23 protein-coding genes are annotated in these 24,877 nt (G+C 59.4%); 13 read left to right on the top strand and 10 right to left on the bottom strand.

Annotation, left to right across the window (positions count from 1 at the left end; all coding sequences use genetic code 11):
- The first annotated feature begins 61 nt into the window (after positions 1-61).
- From GRI91_RS04775 to GRI91_RS04805, 7 genes are all read left to right on the top strand, one after another.
- Entirely contained in the window at positions 62-688 is a 627-nt protein-coding gene (locus tag GRI91_RS04775; RefSeq protein ID WP_160735498.1) for a hypothetical protein, read from the top strand.
- Positions 685-1,980 (top strand): DUF4350 domain-containing protein, encoded by a 1,296-nt coding sequence (locus GRI91_RS04780; protein ID WP_160735499.1) that lies wholly within the window; start codon positions 685-687, stop codon positions 1,978-1,980. Before GRI91_RS04775 ends, GRI91_RS04780 begins: the two co-directional genes overlap by 4 nt.
- Positions 1,977-2,939 carry an AAA family ATPase gene (locus tag GRI91_RS04785; RefSeq protein WP_419866825.1) on the top strand — a complete coding sequence of 321 codons (963 nt, stop codon included), beginning with the start codon at positions 1,977-1,979 and terminating at the stop codon, positions 2,937-2,939. The genes GRI91_RS04780 and GRI91_RS04785 overlap by 4 nt, the downstream gene beginning before the upstream one ends.
- A complete protein-coding gene (locus tag GRI91_RS04790; protein ID WP_237437671.1) occupies positions 2,936-4,252 on the top strand; it encodes a DUF58 domain-containing protein in 1,317 nt (438 codons plus the stop codon). Before GRI91_RS04785 ends, GRI91_RS04790 begins: the two co-directional genes overlap by 4 nt.
- Positions 4,249-5,319, top strand: a complete 1,071-nt coding sequence (locus tag GRI91_RS04795) for a stage II sporulation protein M (RefSeq protein ID WP_160735500.1) — start codon at positions 4,249-4,251, stop codon at positions 5,317-5,319. The genes GRI91_RS04790 and GRI91_RS04795 overlap by 4 nt, the downstream gene beginning before the upstream one ends.
- A complete protein-coding gene (locus GRI91_RS04800; RefSeq protein ID WP_160735501.1) occupies positions 5,316-6,182 on the top strand; it encodes an RDD family protein in 867 nt (288 codons plus the stop codon). Before GRI91_RS04795 ends, GRI91_RS04800 begins: the two co-directional genes overlap by 4 nt.
- A 139-nt stretch (positions 6,183-6,321) precedes the next feature.
- Positions 6,322-6,837, top strand: coding sequence for a GNAT family N-acetyltransferase (locus tag GRI91_RS04805; RefSeq protein WP_160735502.1), 516 nt, complete (start codon positions 6,322-6,324; stop codon positions 6,835-6,837).
- Positions 6,838-6,843: 6 nt separating this feature from the next.
- On the opposite strand, the gene GRI91_RS04810 is transcribed toward GRI91_RS04805, so the two are convergent.
- Positions 6,844-8,604 (bottom strand): cation:proton antiporter domain-containing protein, encoded by a 1,761-nt coding sequence (locus GRI91_RS04810; RefSeq protein WP_160735503.1) that lies wholly within the window; start codon positions 8,602-8,604, stop codon positions 6,844-6,846.
- A gap of 91 nt (positions 8,605-8,695) precedes the next feature.
- Complete coding sequence (locus tag GRI91_RS04815; RefSeq protein ID WP_160735504.1) at positions 8,696-9,688, bottom strand: zinc transporter ZntB; 993 nt, start codon at positions 9,686-9,688, stop codon at positions 8,696-8,698.
- A gap of 133 nt (positions 9,689-9,821) precedes the next feature.
- On the opposite strand from GRI91_RS04815, the gene ispG reads away from it, so the two are divergent.
- Entirely contained in the window at positions 9,822-10,982 is a 1,161-nt protein-coding gene (gene ispG / locus GRI91_RS04820) for a flavodoxin-dependent (E)-4-hydroxy-3-methylbut-2-enyl-diphosphate synthase (RefSeq protein ID WP_160735505.1), read from the top strand.
- A 4-nt stretch (positions 10,983-10,986) separates the two neighbouring features.
- Here ispG and GRI91_RS04825 read toward each other — a convergent pair whose 3' ends face one another.
- Positions 10,987-11,535 carry a hypothetical protein gene (locus GRI91_RS04825; protein ID WP_202385465.1) on the bottom strand — a complete coding sequence of 183 codons (549 nt, stop codon included), beginning with the start codon at positions 11,533-11,535 and terminating at the stop codon, positions 10,987-10,989.
- A gap of 72 nt (positions 11,536-11,607) precedes the next feature.
- Between GRI91_RS04825 and GRI91_RS04830 the strand changes: the two genes are divergently transcribed.
- Positions 11,608-12,264 (top strand): murein L,D-transpeptidase catalytic domain-containing protein, encoded by a 657-nt coding sequence (locus tag GRI91_RS04830; protein WP_160735506.1) that lies wholly within the window; start codon positions 11,608-11,610, stop codon positions 12,262-12,264.
- A 59-nt stretch (positions 12,265-12,323) separates the two neighbouring features.
- Here GRI91_RS04830 and GRI91_RS04835 read toward each other — a convergent pair whose 3' ends face one another.
- A complete protein-coding gene (locus GRI91_RS04835) occupies positions 12,324-13,742 on the bottom strand; it encodes a L,D-transpeptidase family protein (protein WP_160735507.1) in 1,419 nt (472 codons plus the stop codon).
- Positions 13,743-13,907: 165 nt separating this feature from the next.
- Complete coding sequence (locus GRI91_RS04840; RefSeq protein WP_160735508.1) at positions 13,908-14,114, bottom strand: hypothetical protein; 207 nt, start codon at positions 14,112-14,114, stop codon at positions 13,908-13,910.
- A gap of 160 nt (positions 14,115-14,274) precedes the next feature.
- On the opposite strand from GRI91_RS04840, the gene acnA reads away from it, so the two are divergent.
- Positions 14,275-16,950, top strand: a complete 2,676-nt coding sequence (gene acnA / locus GRI91_RS04845) for an aconitate hydratase AcnA (RefSeq protein ID WP_160735509.1) — start codon at positions 14,275-14,277, stop codon at positions 16,948-16,950.
- Positions 16,951-17,074: 124 nt separating this feature from the next.
- On the opposite strand, the gene GRI91_RS04850 is transcribed toward acnA, so the two are convergent.
- From GRI91_RS04850 to ruvA, 3 genes are all read right to left on the bottom strand, one after another.
- Positions 17,075-17,740, bottom strand: coding sequence for a PEP-CTERM sorting domain-containing protein (locus GRI91_RS04850; protein ID WP_160735510.1), 666 nt, complete (start codon positions 17,738-17,740; stop codon positions 17,075-17,077).
- Between the two features lie 129 nt (positions 17,741-17,869).
- Entirely contained in the window at positions 17,870-18,907 is a 1,038-nt protein-coding gene (gene ruvB / locus GRI91_RS04855; protein WP_160735511.1) for a Holliday junction branch migration DNA helicase RuvB, read from the bottom strand.
- A 49-nt stretch (positions 18,908-18,956) separates the two neighbouring features.
- A complete protein-coding gene (gene ruvA, locus GRI91_RS04860; RefSeq protein WP_160735512.1) occupies positions 18,957-19,565 on the bottom strand; it encodes a Holliday junction branch migration protein RuvA in 609 nt (202 codons plus the stop codon).
- Positions 19,566-19,644: 79 nt separating this feature from the next.
- Between ruvA and aroC the strand changes: the two genes are divergently transcribed.
- The 3 genes from aroC to ahpF all read left to right on the top strand — a co-directional run bounded on the left by aroC (position 19,645) and on the right by ahpF (position 23,177).
- Entirely contained in the window at positions 19,645-20,712 is a 1,068-nt protein-coding gene (gene aroC, locus GRI91_RS04865) for a chorismate synthase (protein ID WP_160735513.1), read from the top strand.
- Between the two features lie 193 nt (positions 20,713-20,905).
- On the top strand, positions 20,906-21,472 hold the full coding sequence (gene ahpC, locus GRI91_RS04870; RefSeq protein WP_160735514.1) for an alkyl hydroperoxide reductase subunit C: 567 nt from the start codon (positions 20,906-20,908) through the stop codon (positions 21,470-21,472).
- Positions 21,473-21,566: 94 nt separating this feature from the next.
- Positions 21,567-23,177 (top strand): alkyl hydroperoxide reductase subunit F, encoded by a 1,611-nt coding sequence (gene ahpF, locus GRI91_RS04875; protein WP_160735515.1) that lies wholly within the window; start codon positions 21,567-21,569, stop codon positions 23,175-23,177.
- A gap of 65 nt (positions 23,178-23,242) precedes the next feature.
- Here the strand turns inward: ahpF and GRI91_RS04880 are convergent, their stop codons facing one another.
- Both GRI91_RS04880 and mltA read right to left on the bottom strand, forming a co-directional pair.
- Complete coding sequence (locus GRI91_RS04880) at positions 23,243-23,824, bottom strand: Smr/MutS family protein (protein ID WP_160735516.1); 582 nt, start codon at positions 23,822-23,824, stop codon at positions 23,243-23,245.
- A complete protein-coding gene (gene mltA, locus GRI91_RS04885; RefSeq protein ID WP_337190319.1) occupies positions 23,821-24,858 on the bottom strand; it encodes a murein transglycosylase A in 1,038 nt (345 codons plus the stop codon). Before mltA ends, GRI91_RS04880 begins: the two co-directional genes overlap by 4 nt.
- Positions 24,859-24,877 lie beyond the last annotated feature (19 nt).

The raw sequence follows: 24,877 nt of genomic DNA on the forward strand, positions 1-24,877 counted from the left end.
TTGCAGGCTTACTGGTGAAATGCCAAGTCACGAAGGTGATGAGTGGGAGTAATGTTGGGCCATGAGTAGCTTCACACAAGATTGGGAAGCTGTCCGTGCCAATGCTGAAACGCAATTTGCCCCTGTGCAACTCCCCGAAAAAGCGACTCCGCCGGGCTGGCTGGAGCGCGCGCTGGCATGGCTGTCAGATTTTCTTTCCCCCGTTGGCAAAGCAATCGGCCTTTCCTGGCCTGTTACACGCTGGATACTGCTCGGCCTTGCCATAGCAGTCCTGCTGTTCGTTCTCTGGAAACTGGTCGGCCCGATGCTGTTACAGGCCCGCCAGTCATCCGAAGATGCCGAGGAGGAAGCATGGAGCCCGCAGCAGAATCAGGCTCAGGCGCTGTTGCAGGATGCCGACGCCCTGGCTGCAGAAGGACAATATGAAGCCGCAATCCATTTGCTCCTGCAGCGCAGCGTAGACGACATCTCGCGGTTCCGGCCAGATGTCATCGAACCATCCAGCACGGCGCGCGAAATTGCCACCTTGCCGATTCTGTCGGACAAGGCCCGCACCGCCTTTCGCGTCATTGCCAGCCGCGTGGAGCGGAGCCTGTTTGCGCTGCACGATCTGTCAGCGGAGGATTGGACGCTGGCGCGTGAGGCCTATGCAGATTTCGCCCTGTCCAGCCGGGCACAATCGGCATGAGCACGCGCAGATTCAGCGCCTTTTCCCCGCGCAGCGTCATCTTGCTGGTGGTGGTCGGCGGCCTTGCCTTTCTTCTCGCACTCTATGCGCTGGGGGCCGGCCTTACGGGCGACAATGGTCGCAATGGCGGCGCGCATGCAGCGGGAAATGGCCTGAATGGTTATTCCGCTCTGGCAGAATTGCTGGAGCGGCGTGGCTATGACGTCGCATTATCCCGCACAAAATCGGCCTTACAAAACGAAAATCTGCTGATCATGTCACCGCCCAGCAGTGCCGATAGCGAAGACCTGTCCGACCTTATTGCCGAGCGGCGCTATATCGGGCCAACGATTCTGATCGTTCCCAAATGGTGGACATTTGATGCCTCCAGAATACCGGGCGTGGAAGCGAAGAAAGGCTGGATTGGTCTTAGCGGCGCCATGACCCCGAGCTGGGCGGATAGCGTTATGTCGCTGGGCGAGCTGAAGGTCACTTTGAAAGAGCTGCCGGAAAGCAAGCCGCAATGGCGCGGTCTTTCTTTGAGCGGCACCTTGCCCGACACCAAAGAAGTTCAAAGCCTGTCTGGTGACGGATGGCCCGCGCTGGTGACGGATAGCGAAGGCCGCACGCTGGTTGGCTATATGCAGGATGGATATTCCTATCCGGGCCTCGCCGCCGCAGCCGGAGTGACGGAGAGCGACCCCGACAATGTCGATCTCTATCCTGTCATCCTCGTGGCCGAACCTGATCTGATGAATAATTACGGCATGGCAGATGTCGCCCGCGCCCGTCTGGCGGTAATGGTGACAGATCTGGCGTTGGAAGGGCAGGATCTGCCGGTCGTCTTCGATCTGACATTTCATGGTCTGGGCGCCACGCGGAACCTGCTCACCCTCGCATTCGAACCGCCTTTCCTGGCCGCGACATTATGCCTGATTTTTGCAGCATTGCTGGTTGGCTGGCGCGGTTTTGTCCGCTTCGGTCCGCCGCTGCGCGATGAACCAGCCTTTGCCAAGGGTAAGGAACAGCTGATCCGCAATGGTGCTGCGCTGATCCAGCGGACCAAGCGTTACCGCCTGCTGGGCGCGCCCTATGCCGATATCATCATGGACCGGCTGGCCGCCCGACTGGGCATCAGCCAGCGACAGGATACAGAGCGTGATGAAGCCGTTTTCCGCGCCCTCTCCGCCCGTGAACTGGACGCACAAGCCTTTGAACAATCCCTCAAATCTTTGCGGCAGGCCAGCCGCCCCCATGACGTGTTGCGCGCTGCCAAAGCGCTGCGTCAAATGGAAAGGACACTCAGCCGATGACCATGACACTCGATGAAACACGCGCCATGGCGAACGCCATCCGCGCTGAAATTGGCAAGGCTATTGTCGGTCAGGACGATGTGATCGATCATTTGCTGATCGCATTGCTGGCGCGCGGCCATGCCTTGCTGGAAGGCCCTCCCGGGACGGCGAAGACCTTCCTTGCCCAGTGTTTTGCACGCGCTACGGGCATGGACTTTGGTCGCATCCAGTTCACGCCGGATCTGCTGCCCGGGGATATTCTGGGTTCCAACCTGTTCAATTTCCAGACGAGCCAGTTCACCCTGACGCGCGGCCCGATCTTCCGTGAATTAATCCTGGCCGATGAAATCAACCGCACCCCGCCCAAGACACAGGCCGCCCTGCTGGAAGCGATGCAGGAACGCCGCGTCACGCTGGATGGGGAAACGCATGATTTGCCGGGCCGCTTCATGGTGGTGGCAACGCAAAATCCGATCGAACATCAGGGCGTTTACCCTCTGCCCGAGGCGCAGCTCGACCGGTTTCTGTTCAAGCTGGTCCTGCCCTACCCCAGCTTGGAAGAAGAAACGGCGATCGTCGCGCGCTTTGGCGCGGGCAGCGGCCCGGCCAAGCCCGAAGATTTCGGGCTGGAGCCCAAAAGCGATCAGGCGGCGCTGAGCCGGGCACAGGATGCCATGGCCACGGTTACTCTATCCGATGAAGTCGCCGGCTATATCGTCGCCCTCATCCGCGCGACGCGTGATCATTCCGACCTTTCCGGCGGGGCATCGCCCCGGGCCGCAGTCCTTCTTGCCGGTGCGGCCCGCGCGCGCGCAGCACTGGATGGCCGGGATTATGTGCTGCCCGACGATGTGAAAGCGCTGGCCACCAATGTGCTGCGCCACCGTGTGCAGCTATCGGCCGCGGCCGAGATCGAAGGCAAACAGATCAGTGATCTGGTCGCGGGTCTGATCGACGATACAGAGGCGCCGCGTTGATCCTTCCCACCACCCGCGCTTTGTCTCTGGCCGTCATGGCAGCACCGCTCGCGGTGCTGGTGGGAGCGCTTGCGCCCGGCCTGTGGCCGGTGCTGCCGCTTGCCGTGCTTGCTCTGCTGGCGCTTATCGTGATGGATGGTGCATTGGCGGGTGGATTGGCGAATGCGGACCTGACTTTTGCGCATGATACGGAAATTGGCCGCCCCACGATACTTTCACTGGACGTAAAGCTGGCACGGAGCAGCACTGCAGGATTATCGGCCGCACTGGCCTTTGACCCGCGACTTGGATCGGGCGGCCGGGCAGATCTTCAATTGGAACCAGCCGCTACATCCGGCAGATGGCAGGGTGACTTCACCCTAAAGCCCAACCGGCGCGGCAGCGGAGCCATCGAAACCCTTTGGCTGCGATGGAATGGCCCGCTGGGCCTCGCCGCGCGAGTTAACCGGATCGATCAGGATGCGGAACTGCGCGTCTGGCCCGATCTCTCGCCCGTACGATCCCCGGCCTTGCAGACGATTCTGCGTGATGCGCGATCCGGCCTGCTGACGCGGCGGGTACGCGGCGAAGGCACCCAGTTCGAAGCGCTCAGCGATTATGCACCGGGCATGGACCGGCGCCGGATCGACTGGAAAGCCAGCGCCCGGCATACCAGCCTCTATGCCCGGGAGAACGAGGCCGAACGCGACAATCAGATCGTCTTTGCCTATGATTGCGGCCAGTCCATGTGTGAACCGGTGGACGGATTACCGCGGATCGACCGCGCCGTTTCAGCGGGGCTCGCTTCGGCCTATGTCGCCTTGAAGGGCGGCGATCGGATCGGCTTGTTCGCCTTTGCCGACAAACCCGAAATCGCCATCCCCTTCTTTGGCGAAGCGCGCCAGTTCGACCGCGTGCAGCAGGCCGCCGCCGCGATCGATTATCACGCCGTGGAACCCAATTTCACGCTGGCCCTGGCGGCCTTGTCCGCCCGGCTCAAACGGCGCTCGCTCATCATCCTTTTTTCCGATTTTACCGATCTCACTTCGGCCGAATTGATGATTGAAAGCCTTGGCCGGCTGGTGAAACATCATCTGGTGATCTTCGTCACTATGAAGGACAGCGAAATCGCCGATATGCGCAATCTGGACGGAAATTCGCTGGAGGAAGTGGCGCAGGCCGTGACCGCTGACCGCCTTGCGCGGCAACGCGCCCTCGTGCTGGAACGACTGCGACGGCTGGGTGTCGATGTGGTGGATGCACCATGGGACCAGATCGGCTTTCAGCTGATCGACCGCTATCTGGAAAAACGCCGGGCGGAGGCAATCGGATGAAACCGCTGACGACATGGTTCCGCAAACAGGAAGCCGATACACCGCCCGCCCTGGAAAGCGCGGCCTTGCGCTCCGACCGTTTTCGGCTGGAACGTGAAGGTGACTGGCGGCGGCTCGAACACATCGTCACTGCGCTGGAAAAGAACCGGCTTCGGCGGCTGAGTGATCAGGATGTGCTGGACCTCCCGGTGCTCTATCGCAACACCGCCTCCAGCCTCGCCGTGGCGCGGCAAACCTCGCTTGATGCCGCGACACTGGAGTATCTCGAAGCGCTGGTCCGGCGCGCCTGGTTTCAGGTCTATGGCCCCCGGCAATCGCCTTTTACATGGCTGCGGCGTTTCTTCGGCGGCGGGTTGAGCCGTGCTGTCCGGGCCATCTGGCTGGATATCTGTATTGCCCTGACCGTCATGATCATCGGCACCATGGTTGGCTGGTTGCTGACCGACCGCGATACAGAATGGTATTACGCGCTGGTGCCCGGCCAGTTCGCGGATGAGCGCCAACCCGGTGCATCGGCAGAAATTTTGCGTCAAAGTCTGGAAACCAAGGACAATGCTGGCGGACTGGGCACATTTGCCGCAGCGCTTTTTTCCAACAACGCATCCGTTGCCATTCTCGCTTTTGCGCTGGGCTTCGCCTTCGGCATTCCTTCTCTGCTGCTGCTGGTCCATAATATGGCCGTGCTGGGGGCCATGCTGTGGCTGTTTAGCCAGGCAGGTCTGGCGCCCGATTTTCTCGCCTGGCTCAGCATCCATGGCACGACCGAGCTGTTCGCCATCCTGCTCGCCGGTGCCGCTGGATTGCATATTGGGCGATCAATGGCGTTTCCGGGCCAAAAATCCATCCTCAGCGCCGCTGCCGCGAGCGGTCAGAGGACGGCCAAGGTCATGCTGGGCGTGGTGATGATGCTGATCGTTGCCGGGCTGCTGGAAGGCTATGCCCGGCAATTGGTCGGCAGCACGGCGGCGCGCGCCACCATTGGCGGCGGAATGCTGCTCTTCTGGATACTCTATTTCTTCGTCTTCGGGCGCGGCCGTGACGCGCCAGAGGTGGATGCCCCATCATGAACGCTTCCATCTCCCGGTCGAACCGCAAATCTGCCCAGCGCCTGCGTGATCTGGTGACGCCGGAGGGCGTATCCCTGCCCGTCACCGTGGCGCTGGCCGGGTCGCGTTTTGGCGCTGTGTTGCTGGATCTGATTCTGGTCGGCGTCGTCACCTTTGTTCTGGTGCTCACTTTGATCTTCACCATCGGCGGCGCGAGTTTGCTGAATCAAGGCGCCACGGAATTCCTGGTCGTATTTCTGATCATCTGCGCATTTGCGCTGCGCTATGGCAATTTCCTCTATTTTGAGCTTGGCCCTCGCGCAGCCACGCCGGGCAAGCGGCTGATGGGACTGAGAGTGGCCGCGCGCGATGGCGGCCGGCTAACGCCAGAATCCGTAATAGCGCGCAATCTGCTGCGCGACATTGAGATTTTTCTGCCCCTGCAAATGGCATTCACATCATGGGAAACCGGGCTATTTGGCATTGCCGCATTCGTCTGGTTCCTGTGCTTTGCGCTGTTCCCCTTTTTCAACCGTGATCGGCTGCGCGCCGGGGATCTGATTGCGGGAACATGGGTGATTGAAGCGCCCAAACCCAAATTGCAGCAAGCCATGTCGATTGATGTCGCCGAAAAGGAATATCGCTTCGGAGACGCGGAACTGGGCATCTATGGTGAGCATGAATTGCAGGTTCTGGAAGGCATCCTGCGCGATAATCGGCCGGAGGTGATGGAGGAAGTGGCCACGACCATCTGCGGCAAAATCGGCTGGACACCGGGCCATTCCGATCACCGTGCATTTCTGGAAACCTTTTACGCGCAATTGCGCGCCAAGCTGGAGCGCGACATGCGCTTTGGCAAACGCAAGGCCGATAAGCATTCCTGAGCGCGAACAAAGAGCGAGCATTGCTGCAAAATTCTGTGCGCCGACCTGACATCGCGCAAATTACCTGGCGTAAGAACGCGCTCAACATCAATCTTCGCACGACGTTCTGATTTTCAGGAATTTGTGGCAGAGCGTGGATATGACGAATCTGCGCCCTGCCCTTTCCCAAGATGCTCCCGCCCTGGCCACGCTCGGCCGGGAGGCATTTTGCTCCGCTTTCGGACATATCTATCACCCAAGCGACCTCAGCCGATTTCTCGAAGAAGCCTATTCACCGGGCACCATAGCTCAGGAAATCAGCGATCCCGCTCTCCTCTACCGCGTGATAGAGCAGGATGACGCGCTGATCGGCTTTTGCAAAATCCGCATAAAAAGTCCGTATTCCGATTATTCAAACGCCGCCCGTCCCATAGCCCTCGGCCAGCTTTATACAGACCCGGCGATGACGGGCCGCGGCTTGGGCGCGCAATTGATGGACTGGGTTATCGACTATGCCCGCCAGACGGGCGCAGATGCCGTCCAGCTTTCGGTCTATAGTGAGAATTTCGGCGCGCAGCGTTTCTATGCCCGTTATGGCTTCAGCAAGATTGCCGATATCGATTTCTGGGTCGGCAATCACCGCGACGACGAATTTCTGTACGAATTGCGGCTCTGAACAGGGTCAGTTCTCTGCGCCGCCCTGAGTTTCAGGGCTCGTCAAAATGCGATGGCGCGCAGACCGGACATCGCCAGTTTTCAACTGTTCTTTCATCCGGTCCTTGTCTCTTTCACGGAATACCACCTCGGCGCGTTCAAGCTCCTCTTCCCCCAGTCCAAGGTTTTTCAACGCTTTGCGTCCCATGACGACCGCCGATTCCATGACTTCACGCATGACGAAATCGGCTGGCGTACCGCGCAAACGGATCACGCTGCGCCGATCGTAGCCGCGAATAAAGATAGCGGCATTGGGGAAGGCCTCGTGCACGGCCTTCACCAGATCCGGGCCGACCTGATCGCCATCGATGCAAAAGGCGATGACTTCCGCTTCGTCCGCCCCGGCCTGCCGCAAGAGATCCAGCCGCGTGCCATCGCCGAAATAGACCTTGGCCCCAAATTCACCGGCCCGGTCGATCATCCCCACATTACGGTCGATCAACGTCACCGGCACCCCGCCAGCCATCAGCATCTGCGCGACATTCTGACCGAAACGGCCATATCCGACCACCAGCGCACTGGCGCCATCCGATTGCGGCCCGTCCCGCTCCTCTGTGCCCGCCACCGGTGTCCGGCGAAAGCGTTTGGTGATGAGCATCAGGAACGGCGTTGCCGCCATGGACAGGGTCACGATCGCGCCAAACAGGCTGGACGCTTCACCGCTGATCAACATGGCGTTCTGCGCCTGCGCAAACAGGACAAAGCCGAATTCGCCGCCCTGACTAAGCAGCAGCCCCAGGGCCAGCGCTTTGCGCCATTCCATCTTGAAGAGCAGGCCAATGGTAAAGATCGCGAGCGTTTTGGCAGCAATCAGCGCCGTAGCCATCACCACCACAAAGATCGGTCTTTCAGCGATGGCCGACAGGTCCAGCATCATGCCGACAGACAGGAAGAAAAGGCCGAGCAGGATGGAGCGGAAAGGTTCAACATCCGCTTCCAATTCATGACGATAGGGCGAATCCGCAAGCATCACCCCGGCGATAAAGGCCCCGAGCGCAGTCGACAGGCCCAGCATTTCCATCACCAGCGCGGCCCCGATGACGGTGAAAAGCGCCGCCACCACGAACATCTCACGCTCACCCAGAGCACCAATCAGGCTGAAGAGCGGACGAATAACAAAACGCCCGGCCGCAATCAGTCCTGCGATCGCCGCCACAGTATACAGCGCCAGCACCCAGCCGGGCGGGCCACCGGCATCCGCCGGATTGCGGCTAAGCGCAGCAATCACGGTGATGAGGGGGATCAGCGACAGATCCTGAAACAGCAGGATGGCGAAGGCGCGCTCCCCAAACGGCGTGCGCATCCGGCCCGCCGATTGCAGCATCGGCAAAACCTGCGCCGTTGAGGAGAGGCCCAGCGGAAGTCCCAGAGCCAGCGAAGCAGCCAGCGTAAAGCCCGTGAAATAATAGATGATCGCGCTGACAGCCAACCCGCAGGACAGCACCTGAAGCAATCCCAGCCCGAAGATTTCCCGCTTCATCCGCCACAAGCGTGCGGGATTAAGCTCCAGCCCGACGATAAAGAGCAGCAAGGTTATGCCCAGTTCGGCAATGCCGATCTTTTCTTCCGCATCGCCTACCAGACCGAGCATATATGGCCCGACAACCGCGCCAGCCAGAAGATAGCCCAGCGTCGCGCCCAGCCCCAGGCGGCGGAAGATCAGCACAAAGCCCAGCGCGAAACCGAGCAGGATGGCCCCTTCGTAAAGCATCGACCCGTGGGCTTCCATACAATGTCACTTCCGCTTGAATTGGGACGATAATCTCACGCTCGGCACATGCGCTTTGCCGACTTCAAAACAGGCTAGGCCGAAAAGCGTTTTAGAGCCACTTCCAGAAACGGAACAGCGCCAATTGCAACGCCAGAATAGCGCAGCACAGGCCCACTACGATCCAGAAGGCGTCATTATCCTGAACACCGGGAATACCCCCGACATTGATGCCGAGCAGTCCGGTCACAAAACCGAGCGGGAGGAAGATCGCCGCGACGATCGTCAGCAGGTAATTGGTTCGTTCGGACCGTGCGATGGAGCGAGCACGTATGTCATCCTGCAGCACCAGAGCGCTTTCCTTGCTGATATCCAGATCATCGAGATAGCGCCGCAAGCGATCGATACTCTCGCTAATTTCCCGCCTGTCATGTGCCTCGAACCAGTCGGGCGCCTCACGCGCAATCGATTCGAGCGCTTCATGCTGCGGCGACATATGGCGTTTCAGCGCCAGACAATTGCGCCGGATCGTGGCAATGCGCTTCAGCATGTCCTCCGGATCATCTTCTGTGCCGAGATCTTCCAATTGGTCGATATGGTCGTTCATATCGACAATCGAACGGTTCATGCGGGCAATCATCACTTCGGTCAGCTGCGTAATCAACGCGCCAGCATCCACCGGCCCATCGCCCTTATCGATCTGCGCCAGAACGTCTCTGGGACTTTGCAGGGGGTAACGCCGCAGTGTGATGACCCGCCGGCCATCCGACCAAAGCTGCATCGAAATCATGTCCTCCGGTTCAGCACCCGGATTGAAATTGATGCCGCGCAATGTCGCCACCAGAGCGCCCGCTTCGCTAAAGGCGCGCGGCCGGGTGGAATCGCTGGTCAGCAATTCCGCCGTGGGCTCAGGTATCGACAGGCCGCCTTCCAGCCATTCAAAAACCCCTTCCCGATTGCGACACAAGTGAAGCCAAAGCAGCTCTGCCGGATCGCGGGGCACCCATTTACGAGCCTCTTCCCACGTGATCGCGCGTCCACCTCCGGTGCCGTCCAGCACCCGGCCAAACAGCATCGGCCCGTCTTCTTCATTATCGTTCAGCATCGGGTTCTCAATAACTGGCAAGGGCTCTGGTTTCCCGCAAAGCGGCATTCGCGGCAAGTTTTCTTCTCAGTAGTGCAGCATCAAACGCATTAACTGCCTTTAACCCGTCACGCGGACGGTCTATATGGGGCCTATGTCTTCAATACGTCCATGGCGCGATATCGACCGCCGCAAGAGCCGCCAGATCATGGTGGGCAAGGTCCCGGTTGGCGGAGATGCGCCGATCACCGTTCAGACCATGACGAATACGCTCACGTCCGATGCAAAGGCGACAATCGATCAGATTCGCCGCTGCGAGGAGGCCGGAGCCGATATCATTCGCGTATCCTGCCCGGATACGGACAGCACAGCCGCCTTTGGTGAAATCGTCAAAGCTGCAGAAGTGCCGCTGGTGGCGGATATTCACTTTCACTACAAACGCGCATTGGAAGCAGCCGATGCAGGCGCCGCCTGTTTGCGCATCAACCCCGGCAATATCGGCAGCAGTGAACGTGTGGCAGAAGTCGTCCGCGCCGCGAAGGCCAATGGCTGCGCAATCCGCATTGGCGTGAATGCCGGCAGTCTGGAACGCGACCTGCTGGAAAAATATGGCGAGCCTTGCCCGGAAGCGCTGGTGGAAAGCGCACTCGACCATATCAAGCTGTTGCAGGATCACGATTTTCATGAATTCAAGGTCGCGGTGAAAGCCAGCGACGTATTCCTGGCAGTGGCCGCTTATATGGGCCTTGCCGAAGCAGTCGATTGCCCGCTTCATCTGGGTATTACCGAAGCTGGCGGGCTGATCGGCGGAACCGTCAAAAGCTCGATCGGCATGGGCAATCTGCTCTGGGCCGGTATTGGTGATACATTGCGCGTGTCCCTGTCGGCCGAGCCGGAAGAGGAAGTGCGCGTCGGGTTCGAAATGCTGAAAGCGCTGGGTCTCAGAACCCGGGGCGTGCGCGTCGTTTCCTGCCCATCCTGCGCGCGTCAGGGGTTTGACGTTATCCGCACGGTGATGGCGCTCGAAGAGCGGCTGCAACATATCAAGACACCGCTATCGCTGTCGGTTCTGGGCTGCGTGGTCAATGGCCCCGGCGAGGCGCGCGAAACCGATATCGGCATTACCGGCGGTGGCGGCGGCAAACATATGGTCTATCTGTCAGGCGTTACCGACCATCACGTTCAAAGCGACGATATGCTCGACCACATCGTCGAACTGGTGGAAGCCAAAGCCGCAGAAATCGAATCCGATATGAGCGATGCCGGAGATTCTGACGGCAGTGATGCAGGCAAGGCAGTAGAAGCCGCCGAGTGATAGGTCAGAAATAGATATCGATGTAATCGGTCAGGCCATCGCACCATTCAAATTCACGCAGCCGCCAATATTTGCGGTTCTGCGTGATGCCGAAATACCAGCTTTTATCAGCGGAGCAGTCACGCCCGATATCGGGCGTGTCCTTTATGGTGATCCGGCCATCAAACACGAAATGGTCCGCGCCAATTTCGGTGACGACGCCCTCCAGCGTTAACCCGCCGGGTTGATCATCCGAACGCTGCCCGCCTTTCAGACGGATCAGGCCCCGGTCATTCCACGCGTTGAGTGTGCCGCGCTGATCCCAGCCGATCCATTGCAAGGTGACCCCGCTATTGTGCCGCAGCCTATTTGCGGCTTCAGCGCTGAGAATATTCGTCTTCGTGATGTTTGTCTCTGGAGCCGCATTGATCGCAGGCTCTGATTGATTTTGCCGCTGCGGCGCAGGCGCTGCTGTGGCTACCGCCGGTGACGGCGCTGCCTCATGCTGACAAGCGCCGATAAGAGCGAGAGCTGGCAAAACTGCGGCAAGCTGGCGAGGTGTTTTGGCGCGCATAGGCCTCCAACGATCGAAAAGATGAAGCGTTCACTTCCCGGCTACCTCAATTGCGCTATATGTGGGCCCATAATGACCATACTATCACGCCGCACACTGCTTTCAGCCAGTCTTGGCACCGGCGCCGCGCTGGCCGCTCCGGCGCGCCTATTTGCGCAAGCGCGCAGCGTAACCGAGAATGAAGCACGTATTCTGGACATTGCGCGCCGCGAAGTTGCCCGCGCGGGCGATGCCCTGTGGCGCAGAGACATTGCGGGAATTGCGGATTTCAGCGCCCATTCCAGCAAGCCGCGATTTCATTTCGCCAATCTTGAGGATGGATCGGTCCGCTCGTTCCTCGTGACGCATGGTGACGGGTCAGACCCTGAGCATGATGGGTATCTCAACTATTTTTCCAATGTCGAAGGCTCCAATTGCACCAGTCGCGGCGCCTATGTGACATGGGAATGGTATAAGGGCCGCTATGGCACCTCGATCCGGCTGGGCGGATTGGATGAGAGCAATAATCTGGCCCTGCCCCGGGCAATTGTTATGCATTCGGCCGATTACGCCACGCAGGCGCATGTTGATCGCTGGGGCCGGCTGGGCCGCTCCAATGGTTGCTTTGCAATGGGGCCGGAGGACTTCCGCGAAGCCTTATGGCATCTTTCCGGCGGCCGGTTGCTTTATGCCGATAAGCTCGATCTGCCCGGCGACGGTACCGTACCGCCATCCCCGCCCATATTTTGATTTAAAAAAGCCGGAACGATCCACCCTTTACGGATAAGATGTCCCGGCTTTGACCTGTTTCAGGCGCCCGGTGCTTCGATCGGCACGACCTCTTCATCGGTGACGCGCGCACGGTTTCGTACCCGGGGTTTGTCGAGGCTCGCCAGCACGGGTGCATCGCGGTCGTAAATGTCGCTGAAGGTCGACATAGTGCCGTTAATGTCGGTCGCCATGGTAAAATAGGTGATATAGACCGGCATCGTCTTTTCGAGCGCCACCTTGGTATATTCACCGGAATTGGCGATTTCGACAGCACCATCCTTATCCACACCATCGCCCAGTATCGCCATGGTTATAGCGAGCTCCAGCGCGCGTTCGGTGCGGATACAGCCGTGGCTGAGCGCCCTGTCCTTATTGTTGAACAGATTACGCGCGGGGGTGTCATGCAGGAAGATGGCGTGCTCGTTCGGCATGTCGAGCTTCATCCGACCAAGCGAGTTGGTCGGCCCCGGCTGCTGCACCACGCTGATATAACCATTTTCGCCGCGCGTTGCCTTATAACCCTTGTTCGCGGCCCATGATGGATTGTTGAGCACACGCTCACCGAGCCCTTCGCCCTTCACAATGCTTTGCGGTACGGTCCAAGTCGGATTGAACACTACGCCTCGCACCTGTTCCATCAATTGCGGCGTGGCCGTACGTCCAGGCTTGCCGACAATGGTTTTGTAGGAACGGATGATGTTGTCATTCACCGTCAGGCGCAGCTGATATTCCGGTACATTGGTCATCAGATATTGCGTGCCCAAATCGCGCGGCAACCAGCGCCAGCGATCCATATTCGCGCGGATCAGTTTGCGGCGATCCTCCTTGGCTTCCGGCGTATCGGCCAGCGCTTTCTTCAACGCTGCATAATCGGGGTGGATCGGGTTCAGCCCCTTCAGCACGACCACCACATCATGGTTATCCAGTGCCTCAACCATCAATTCGCCGGTCGGCATCAGATCGGGATCGGGATCAACCACGAACCATTGCTTGCGCGCGTCCATGGGCGTGCGCCCGTCGCGCAGATCCTCCACCAGCCACACAAAGCTGCGGCTTGCGACTTCATTCAGATTTTCACCGGTCTGAATAGCGTCGAACAAATCCTCAGGATGGTATTCCTCCGGGTCCAGCCCCTCGGAAGCGATGTTGCGAATGAAGCCGAGCAGCGCCGCGGCATCGTCAATATTCCATTCTTGCAGGGGTGCCTTGTCCGGTTGCAGCGGATCAACGCCTGGCAAAGGCTGAATAATCGGCTGCGAGGTCGATACCGGTGCCGGCGCAGGAGATGCCCCCGGGGCAGGCGTAGTCGCCGGTGTGGGAGCCACCGCCGGGAGCAGCGATTCAGGTTCGGCGCGCTGATTATTCGCAGCCGTCCCGCGTTGCTGTGCCGCGGCCACATTGGCCGACATTAGGGCCATCACGCTGACAAAAACCGGAAGTGCACGCGAATTGATCATGGGAGTCTTTCTTTATTGTCTCAGAGACAAAGCGTTTTTGCAGCCGGGCCGTTCCTTGCTCGTCATGCCCGGAGGTGCTTTTACCTCTCACCCATTGGCATGGATTTGCTGACCATATGCTGAATTATTGCGCATTCCGTACGCTCAGGCGGCGATGCAGACCCCTCACTCCTTCGCGCTATTTTCTGCCTCAGTATCTGCCGATTGCGCAGAATCAGGAGAATTTTCAGCTTGCACGGCATCATCTCCGCTGTGCTCCACCGAATCCCACAGCAGCCCCAGCCCGCCCCCGGCAAAAGCCGCCAGAGCCAACGCGAGCGCCATGGGGATGACATAGATCGGATCTTGTGGTTTGTTCGATGTTCCAAGCATTTCTCTTGCTCTTTAGCGGAACAACAGGGCCGGACAAGCTGTTCCCGTTATGTGTGCCCCTTGACCTTGCGCGTTTAACCGCGCAGGTGCCACGGCAAAATCCCGTCGTTCATGCGCATAGTGTGGACGGTTGGTCCCAAACAGGAAGGACAGCGCATCAATGACCCAGGTCGGCAAGAATTCGCTCGATACTCGCACCACGATGGAAGTGGGCGGCAAAACCATATCCTATTATTCATTCGAAAAAGCCGCCGAGAAAATCGGCGACGTTTCCCGCCTCCCCTTCTCCCTGAAGGTCCTGCTGGAAAATATGCTTCGTTTCGAAGATGACGGCTTCACCGTTTCCACTGCCGATGTTCAGGCGATTGCCGACTGGCAGAAAAATCCCAAGACCGGCAAGGAAATCCAGTACCGCCCGGCGCGCGTATTGCTGCAGGATTTCACCGGCGTTCCCTGCGTCGTCGATCTGGCCGCGATGCGTGACGGCATCTCCGCTCTGGGCGGCGATACGGCCAAGATCAATCCGCAGGTTCCGGTCAATCTGGTGATCGACCATTCGGTGATGGTGGACGAATTCGGCCATCCCAAAGCGTTCGAAAAGAACATGGAACTGGAATATGAGCGTAACGCGGAACGCTATGACTTCCTGAAATGGGGCGCCAAGAGCCTTGAAAACTTCATGGCGGTTCCCCCGGGCACCGGCATTTGCCACCAGGTCAATCTGGAGCACATCGCGCAGGGCGTATGGACCAGCGAAGATGAAAATGGCGATCTGGTCGCCTATCCCGACACCTGCGTCGGCACAGACAGCCACACCACCATGATCAACGGCCTTGGCGTGCTTGGCTGGGGCGTTGGCGGCATCGAAGCCGAAGCAGCCATGCTCGGCCAGCCGATTTCCATGCTGATCCCAGAAGTCGTCGGCTTCAAATTCACCGGCAAGATGGCAGAAGGCGTCACCGCCACCGATCTCGTGCTCACCTGCGTGCAGATGCTGCGTGAAAAGGGTGTGGTTGGCAGCTTCGTCGAATATTTCGGCCCCGGTCTTGGTGCGCTCAGCCTCGCCGATCGTGCGACGCTGGCCAATATGGCTCCCGAATATGGCGCGACTTGCGGCTTCTTCGGCATTGATGACAAGACGCTGGAATATCTGCGCCTCACGGGCCGTGACGAACAGCAGGTTCAACTGGTTGAAGCCTATGCCAAGAAGCAGGGTTTCTGGGCCGATCCGTCGAACCCCGATCCAGTCTTCACCGATACGCTGGAACTCGACCTTGGCAGCGTGGTCCCCTCGCTCGCCGGTCCCAAGCGCCCGCAGGACAAGGTCATCCTTCCGGAAGTGGACGAATTGTTCAATTCCGATCTGAAGACGCTCTACAACAAGGATGCGCCCGTGCGCGTCAGCGTGGATGATGCCGGTCACGATGTGGGTGATGGCGATGTCGTCATTGCGGCCATCACGTCCTGTACCAATACGTCCAACCCGGATGTGCTGCTCGCCGCCGGCCTCGTCGCCAAGAAAGCGCATGAGCTGGGCCTCAAGCCGAAACCTTGGGTAAAGACCTCGCTCGCCCCCGGTTCCAAGGTTGTGACCGACTATCTGATCAAAGCCGGCCTGCAGACGCATCTCGACGCAATCGGCTTCGATCTGGTTGGCTATGGTTGCACCACCTGTATCGGTAACTCCGGCCCGCTGGCGCCGCCGATCAGCAAGGCGATCAACGAAAACAACATCGTTGCGGCATCCGTCCTGTCGGGCAACCGCAACTTTGAAGGCCGCGTCTCACCCGATGTACGCGCCAACTTCCTCGCTTCGCCGCCGCTGGTTGTGGCCTATGCGCTGAAGGGGACGGTGACCGAAGACATCACCACCACCCCGATTGGTCAGGATAAGAACGGCCAGGACGTGTTCCTCAAGGATATCTGGCCTTCCAATCAGGAAATCTCTGATCTTCGTAACAGCTCGATTGATCGCACGATGTTCGAAAGCCGTTATGCCGATGTCTATAAGGGCGACGAGCATTGGCAGGCGATCAATGTCGAAGGTTCGGACACCTATCAGTGGCGCGCCGATTCGACCTATGTTGCCAACCCGCCTTATTTTGACGGGATGGGCATGGAGCCTGCTCCGGTCAGCGATATTGAAGGCGCCAAGCCGCTCGCCATTCTGGGCGATTCGGTCACGACCGACCATATTTCGCCCGCCGGTTCGATCAAGGAAGACAGCCCCGCAGGCCGTTATCTCCTCGAACACGGCGTGGAGAAGAAGGACTTCAACTCCTATGGTTCGCGTCGCGGCAATCATGAAGTGATGATGCGCGGCACCTTCGCCAATATCCGTATCCGCAATGAAATGGTTCCGGGTGTCGAAGGCGGCATGACCACCTATAAGGGTGAGCAGATGGCCATTTACGATGCTGCTATGAAGCATCGTGAAGACAACACCCCGCTGGTGGTTGTGGCCGGTAAGGAATACGGCACCGGCTCCAGCCGTGACTGGGCAGCCAAGGGCACGATCCTGCTGGGCGTGCGTGCTGTGATCACCGAAAGCTATGAACGCATCCACCGGTCGAACCTGGTCGGCATGGGCGTGTTGCCGCTGCAATTCGCCGATGGTGACACGCGCGAAACACTGGGCCTGACCGGTGATGATCAGTTCACGATCAAGGGTCTTGCCAATCTCACGCCCGCTCAGGACGTGCAGGTCGAAGTGACACGCCCGAATGGCGACAGCTTCACCTTCACCGCCAAGTGCCGGATCGATACCGCCAACGAAATGGAATATTACAAGAATGGCGGCATTCTGCACTACGTGCTGCGTAACCTTGCCAAGTAAGGCCGCATACAGCGCATAAGAAAAGGCCCCGCAATTTGCGGGGCCTTTTTCGTTTCAGCGTCGGTGTTGAGACAGCTGCTGCCAGCCGCCCGGTGAGCAATACGCCGGTTACCCAGCCCGCCGTTTAGTCAGCTTTACGCACAGCCCTACGGCGCATAAAAATCGCCGCTGCACCCGCGCCGAACAGCAAAATGATCGGCGGTGCGGGAACGGGCGTAGGCGGATCCTTGGGTTCATCCGGCTTGTCGCAACACTCGCCCCCTGAAGTCGTTGTCGTGGTTGTCGTCGTGGAAGACGAGCTCGACGAAGAAGACGAAGAGGAAGAGGACGACGACGAAGAACTTGAACTCGATGAGGTCGAGCCATCACCATCGCCGCCGCTGCTGGTCGATGTGCTGACATAATAGCCGCCACTGGACCCGCCGAAAAAGCCACCAAAATAACCGCCAGAGGTGCTGGAGCCATTACCGCTCGATCCGCCCACGACAACGGGAGTGGATGAACCGCGCGCATCGAACACCCGCTGCGCCGTCGTCGGCAACGGGGCAAGTGGAACAGGGTCCTCCCGACGGGGAATCAGACGCTTGATGCGGGGTTCATCAGGCTCAGGGTCAAGCGCCGCCAGCTTTGCGGGCTTTTTGACATAGCGCATCCGCTTGCCATCTGCCTTTACCGCTTTCATGTCCGTCGCGCCCACCTGGGTTTCCGCGACATGCACGGCGCCGCCAGCGACTACAGCGCCGCCGGCCATAACGGCAGCCAATTTGGCCAAACCAGCGCGTAGCGACATGAATTCCCCTTCAGCCCCGCAAATACTGTCGGGGCATTATCCACACAATTTGTGCTCTTACAGAGGTGATAAACTGTCTGGAAACAATGCCTAACCGGTCAATGTCCCATATTGAAACCACTCAGGCATTTATTTGCCATTATCGAATAAGCCGCCCTGAATATCTGGCCCGTTACTTGGCGGCGTCAGCCCCAGATGTCGCCATCCACCATCGTTGAGGCAGCGGCCACGCGCAGTTCTGGCCACCAGGCCCAACTGGATCAGAAAGGGTTCGATCACATCCTCAACCGTGTCACGCGGTTCCGCTAGCCCGGCGGAGAGCGTTTCAACACCCACCGGTCCACCTTTGTAAATATCGGCAATCATGGTCAGATAGCGCCGATCCATCGCATCCAGCCCCAGCCCATCCACTTCCAGCCGGGTCAGCGAATCGTCGGCAATCTGCGCTGTCACCCGCCCACTGCCCGCCACATGTGCGAAATCGCGCACGCGCCGCAGCAACCGCCCGGCAACGCGCGGTGTCCCGCGTGACCGGCGGGCGATTTCACGCGCCCCGCCATCATCGATTTCCACGCCCAGCAATTTCGCCCCGCGCCGGACCACCAGCGTCAGCTCATCCTCCGTATAAAAGATCAGCCGCACGGGAATGCCGAAACGGTCGCGCAAGGGCGTTGTCAGCAGGCCCTGCCGCGTGGTCGCCCCGATCAGCGTAAACGGCGGCAAGTCGATTCGCACAGAGCGTGCCGATGGCCCTTCCCCGATAATCAGGTCGAGCGCGCGATCCTCCATTGCCGGATAGAGCACTTCCTCCACCACCGGATTGAGGCGGTGGATCTCGTCAATGAACAGCACGTCACCCGATTCGAGATTGGTCAGCAAAGCCGCCAGATCGCCCGCTTTGGCAATCACCGGGCCGGATGTGGCGCGAAAGCCAACCCCCAGCTCCTTTGCTACGATCTGCGCCAGCGTGGTCTTCCCCAGACCGGGAGGGCCGAAAAACAAGGTGTGGTCCATCGCCTCCTCGCGGGAGCGCGCACTTTCGATAAAGACCCGCAGATTGTCCCGCGCCGCCTCCTGCCCGATAAATTCGCGCAGACTCTTGGGCCGCAGCGCCGCGTCCTGATCCTCTGGCTGTCTCTCAGGTGAAAGGTTGGGGTTATCGGTCATGTTCTAACCCATATCGAAACAAGCTCTATCGCCCTACCCTGCGCCATAATCACCCCGCCGCCTTCTTCAACGCCACGCGGATCAGTTCGCTCTCGCTTGCGCCTTCGCCGAGTTCGGCCTGCGCATGGGCTACAGCGCTGGCGGCGATGGCTGGTTTGAAGCCGAGATTTTGCAGCGCGGATACGGCATCGGCGCTTGCCCCGCCGGCAGGTGACAAGCCGCCTGCCGACATGGCCGCCCCCGGCACGGTGGGCAATGCGCCAGCCTTGTCCTTCAATTCATTGACGATGCGGGTGGCGAGTTTGGGGCCCACGCCATTGGCCCGTGCGACTTGCGCCGAATCCTGATTGGCGCAGGCGATCTGTAATTCTTCGGTCGATAGGGCGGAGAGAATAGCGAGTGCTACCTTGCTGCCCACACCCTGCACATTGGTCAGCAGTTTGAACCAGTCGCGCTCCGCCGCCGAACCAAAGCCGATCAGCCGCATATCGGTTTCACTGACCTGCAGATGGGTGAAGACGGTGCACGCCTCCCCCTTCTCCCCCAGCGCGGCGAGCGTGCGGTTGGAACAATGGACCAGGTAGCCGACGCCCTGCACGTCGATAACCGCCCAATCGGTGCCGGTATCGTCCAGCAGGCCTTTCAGCTTAGCAATCATGTTTTGTTCCTGCCTGATTGGCGCTCTTTTGACCAGTGCAATATGGACACGCCTCCACACTTGCCGCATGAGCAGCGCCATGAGTATGAACACATTCGGCCGCGTGTTTCGTTTCACGACCTGGGGGGAAAGCCACGGGCCCGCTCTGGGTGCGGTGGTGGACGGGTGCCCGCCGGGCCTCTCGATTAGTGAAGAGGTGCTCCAGCCTTTCATGGATGCGCGCAAGCCGGGGCAGAACAAATTCACCACCCAGCGGCGCGAAGCCGATGAAGTGAAAATCCTGAGCGGCGTCTTTGAAGGCCGCACCACCGGCACGCCCATCAGCCTGATGATCGAAAACACGGATCAGCGCTCGAAGGATTATTCCGAGGTCGCCCAGGCCTATCGCCCGGGTCATGCCGATTATGCCTATGACGCCAAATATGGCTTTCGCGATTATCGCGGCGGCGGGCGCAGTTCGGCACGGGAAACCGCCGCCCGCGTTGCCGCTGGTGCCGTTGCGCGGCTGGTGGTGCCGGAAGTTACCATTACCGCCTATGTCTCCGAAATTGGCGGCGACGAAATTGATCGCAGCGCCTTTGACGCCAGTGAAATCAGCCGCAACCCGTTTTTCTGCCCGGACCCGGTGGCGGCAAAGCGCTGGGAAACGCTGGTCGATAATGCGCGCAAGGATGGTTCATCACTGGGCGCCGTCGTCGAATGTCTGGTCGAAGGTGTGCCCGCCGGTTGGGGCGCGCCGCTTTATGCCAAGCTCGACGCCGATCTCGCCTCCGCGATGATGGGCATCAATGCTGTGAAAGGCGTGGAAATCGGCGATGGTTTCGGCGCGGCGCGGCTGCGCGGAGAGGATAATGCCGATCCGATGCGCCCCGGCAAAGACGGGCCGGACTTTCTTGCCAATCATGCCGGCGGGATCGCGGGCGGCATTTCCACGGGCCAGCCGCTGGTGGTGCGCGTGGCTTTCAAACCAACCAGCTCGATCCTGATTGCGCAGCCGACCGTCACCCGCAATGGCGAAGCGACCAAGCTTGCCACGAAGGGACGGCATGATCCGTGTGTCGGCATCAGAGGCGTGCCCGTGGTGGAGGCAATGATGGCGCTGGTTCTGGCAGATCACAAGCTGCTGCACCGGGCGCAATGCGGCTGAACACGGCTAAGCCCCTGATATTGGCGCATTGCAGCATTGCCTTCGCAGATGCAGCGCACTTATCGTGTATTTCGATCAAACTTAATTGATTGATTTATCCAATCAAACTTATCGATACTCCTCATTGGCAGGAACCCGATGGCCTGACTATCTGTTGGTCACACGAGTTCACAACCATAACGGAGACAAACAGATGGGTATTATTGGAAGCACGATCAAACCGTTCAAAGCCACCGCATTTCAGGCGGGCAAGGACTTCTTCGACGTCACGGACGAAGACGTAAAAGGCAATTGGGCGGTATTCTTCTTCTATCCGGCCGACTTCACATTCGTCTGCCCGACCGAACTGGAAGATCTGGCTGAACAGTACGACGCGCTGAAGGGGATGGGCGTCGAAGTGTACTCCGTCTCCACCGACACGCATTTCAGCCATAAAGCATGGCACGACACGTCAGAAAAGATCTCCAAGATCAGCTTCCCGATGCTGGGTGACCAGCTGCACACGATCTCCAACAATTTCGGTGTGCTGCGCGAAGAAATGGGTCTTGCCGATCGTGCGACCTTCCTGGTCGATCCCGATGGCGTGATCCAGGTCATGGAAATCACCTGCGAAGGTGTTGGCCGTAATGCCAAGGAACTGGTCCGCAAGATCAAGGCAGCCCAGTATGTCCGCGAGAATCCCGGCCAGGTTTGCCCGGCCAAGTGGGAAGAAGGCAGCGACACGCTGGCTCCTTCGCTTGACCTCGTCGGCAAGATCTAAGCCCCGTTCACCACTTATGTGGTCGCAGGAAACGGCTCGGGGCGTTCACGCGCTCCGGGCCGTTTTCACAAGCAGACTTAAGAAGGAATAGAATATGCTCGACGCCAATATGAAGGAACAGCTCAAGCAATATCTCGGCAATCTGCGCGAGCCGATAGAGCTCGTGGCCTCTCTTGGCGACGATGCAAAATCCGGTGAAACGCGCGAATTGCTGGAAGAAATTGCCGAGCTTAATGACAAGGTCAGCGCCTCTTTCGATGGCAATGATGCACGCAAGCCCAGCTTTGAAATCCGCCGCGCATCCGATCACGATGCATCTGTGCGCTTTGCTGGCCTGCCACTGGGTCACGAATTCACCTCTCTGGTGCTCGCACTCCTGTGGGCTGGCGGCCACCCGCCCAAAGTATCGGATGAAGTGCTATCTCAGGTCCGCGCGCTGGAGGGCGATTTCGCATTCGAGATGTACTTCTCGCTCTCCTGCCAGAACTGCCCTGACGTGGTGCAGGCGCTTACCCTGCTGGCGCTCAACAATAAGGGCGTTAAGGCCACGCTGATCGAAGGCGGCGCGTTTCAGGCCGAAGTGGAACAGCGCAAGGTCATGGCCGTGCCTGCCGTTTACATGAATGGTGAAAGCTTCGCCAATGGCCGCATGAATGTGGAGGAAATCCTCGCCAAGCTCGACAGCAACGCTGGCGCGCGTGCAGCCGAGAAGCTGAATGCCAAGAAGCCGGTGGAAGTGCTGGTGGTCGGCGGCGGCCCTGCCGGGGCTTCAGCCGCGATCTACACCGCGCGTAAAGGCTTCTCTACCAGCATCGCGGCAGAGCGCATGGGCGGTCAGGTGATGGATACGATGGGGATCGAGAATTTCATCTCCGTTCCCTATACCGAAGGGCCAAAACTGGCCGCCGCACTGGAACGTCACATCGCGGAGTATGATATCGACGTGATCAATCTCCAGCGAGCCGAACGGCTGATTAAGGCCAGCGAGACCGGCGGCTATCATGAAGTGGTCTTTGAAAATGGCGGCACGCTGAAGGCGCGCAGCCTAATCCTGACGACAGGTGCCCGCTGGCGTCAGCTCGGCGTGCCAGGGGAAAGCGAATATGCGGCCAAGGGCGTGGCTTATTGCCCGCATTGCGACGGTCCACTGTATAAGGGCAAACGCGTTGCCGTGATCGGCGGCGGCAATTCCGGTGTCGAAGCCGCAATCGACCTCGCCAATATCGTCAAACATGTCACGCTGGTGGAATTTGCCGATACACTGCGGGCCGACGAAGTGCTGCAGAAGAAACTGCGCAGCATGAAGAATGTCGATATTCTCACCTCCGCCGCGACGACCGAAATTACCGGCGATGGCGAGAAGGTGAATGGGCTGCGCTATAAAAACCGCGAGACTGATGAGGAACAAACCGTCGAGCTGGAGGGTGTATTCGTCCAGATCGGCCTGGTTCCGAATACGGAATGGCTGCGCGATTCCGGGCTCAACCTGACCAAATTCGGTGAGATTGAAATCGACCACAAGGCCGCAACTAATATCCCCGGCATCTTCGCGGCAGGTGATTGCACGACGGTTCCGTATAAGCAGATCGTGATCGCGATGGGCGAAGGATCGAAAGCCGGCCTGTCAGCCTTCGACTTCCTGATCCGCAATGAAGCGCCGGAAGAGATAGCGCAAAGCGCGCAAAAGAAAGCCGAGCTTGCCTGAATTGTCTAAACAATACCGATAGAAAGAGGCGGCCCCGACGGGTCGCCTTTTTTGTGGTCTTCGCGTTATCGCTGGCGCCGCAGGATGATATATAAGGCACCTGCCCCGCCATGGCGGGGATGCGCCTTGCGAATGGCGGCAATGTCCCCGGCATGCGATCCAACTGCCAGCCAGTCGAGGATCTTCGCCCGAATGGCTCCGCGCCGTTCCCCGCGATCGGCGGCCTCTGCACTGCGCGGCTTACCCGTAACCACCAGCACCACGCGCGCGCCCATCGCCCGGGCTTGCGCCAGCCCGCCCTGCAATCTTTGATAGGCCCCATCCAGCGTGTGACCATGCAGATCCAGCGTGAAGTCAGGTTGTACGCCAGCACGCGTGAGCTTGCGCTCCCACGATGAATCCAGCCCATGTGACAATGGCAGTGAGGAAGCAGAAGGAAGCGGCGCAGGTGCAGGCCGGGCTGCTGCGCGTTTGGCCTTGTGCTGTTTGGGCGGCAGTTTGGGATTTAGCGACATGGCCGGCTGGGGCGGCTCATGCCGTTCGGCAGCAATCCGCTTTTCCAGGCGCCGATGGATGGGCTCAACCGTTGCGGTTACGCGGCTCCACAAAATTGCCTCTTCATCGCTTAGACCGCGCGGCGGCTTCATTTCACGCGCAGACGCGTCAGCGTACCCTTTGGCAGCAGCAGCACAGCCTGACCATTCGCGCTCATGCCGCCAGCAGTCTCTCGCGCATAATCACCAGCGCCCCAGAATGTATCGAACCGGTTCGGACCTTTGATCGCCCCGCCCGTATCCTGCGCAATCCACAGGCCATTGGCTTCCTGCCGATCTGTCGCCAAAAACACCGGCGCGCCCAGCGGCACAAAAGCAGGATCAGCCGCGACCGAGCTCTTGGGACGAACCGGCACATTCAACGCGCCAAGCGGCCCACTGCCGGTCAGTTCGCGAAAGAACACCCAGCTGGCATTCTTGCGCATCAATTCGGTACCTTCGCGGGGATGTTCATGAATATAGCGCATGATCCCCTGCATTGACGCAGGATATTGGCCCGGTCCATCGCCGAACAAATCCTGCTCGCGCATCAGCGCACCGATGCTGGTATAGGGACGGCCATTCTGCCCGGCATAGCCGATTCGGATGACCTCACCATCGGGGGTTCGTATCCGACCCGATCCCTGTATTTGCAGGAAGAACAATTCGACCGGATCCGCTGCCCAGGCAATCGCCAATCCGCGATCTTCCAGCGCACCCTGCTCTATCTCAGCCCTGCTGTAATAGGGGACAACATTGCCAGCTTCATCAATCCGGCCAAGAGGCGGACGGCCCAGACGTTGCGCCAGCGGCGTATCCTTGGGCCAGCGGCGCACGAGATCGTCGGGCAGCGCATAGACAGGCGCATCATAACCAACGCGGCGCTTACGCGATCCGGCAATTTCCGGCTCATAATAGCCCGTGGCATAGGCCCGGCCATCACCGATCACGGCCGTTTCGAAATAGGTTGCGAAGAACGTCTTGGCGTCGTCCGCTGGCCAGCGTTTCGCCGCAGTGCATGATACGGACCAGTTGGAAGCACGGGTAAGCCCGCTACTATCCTTGCGCCGGAGCAAGGCCGGGCAGCTTTCGCGGTAAGATATCAGGGCCGCGCCAGCATCCTGATCGGTCAGTTTCAGCCGCCCCATTCCGGGACCTGCTGAAACG

It is taken from the genome of Altericroceibacterium endophyticum (genome assembly GCF_009827595.1).
GTDB classification, from domain to species: Bacteria; Pseudomonadota; Alphaproteobacteria; order Sphingomonadales; family Sphingomonadaceae; genus Altericroceibacterium; species Altericroceibacterium endophyticum.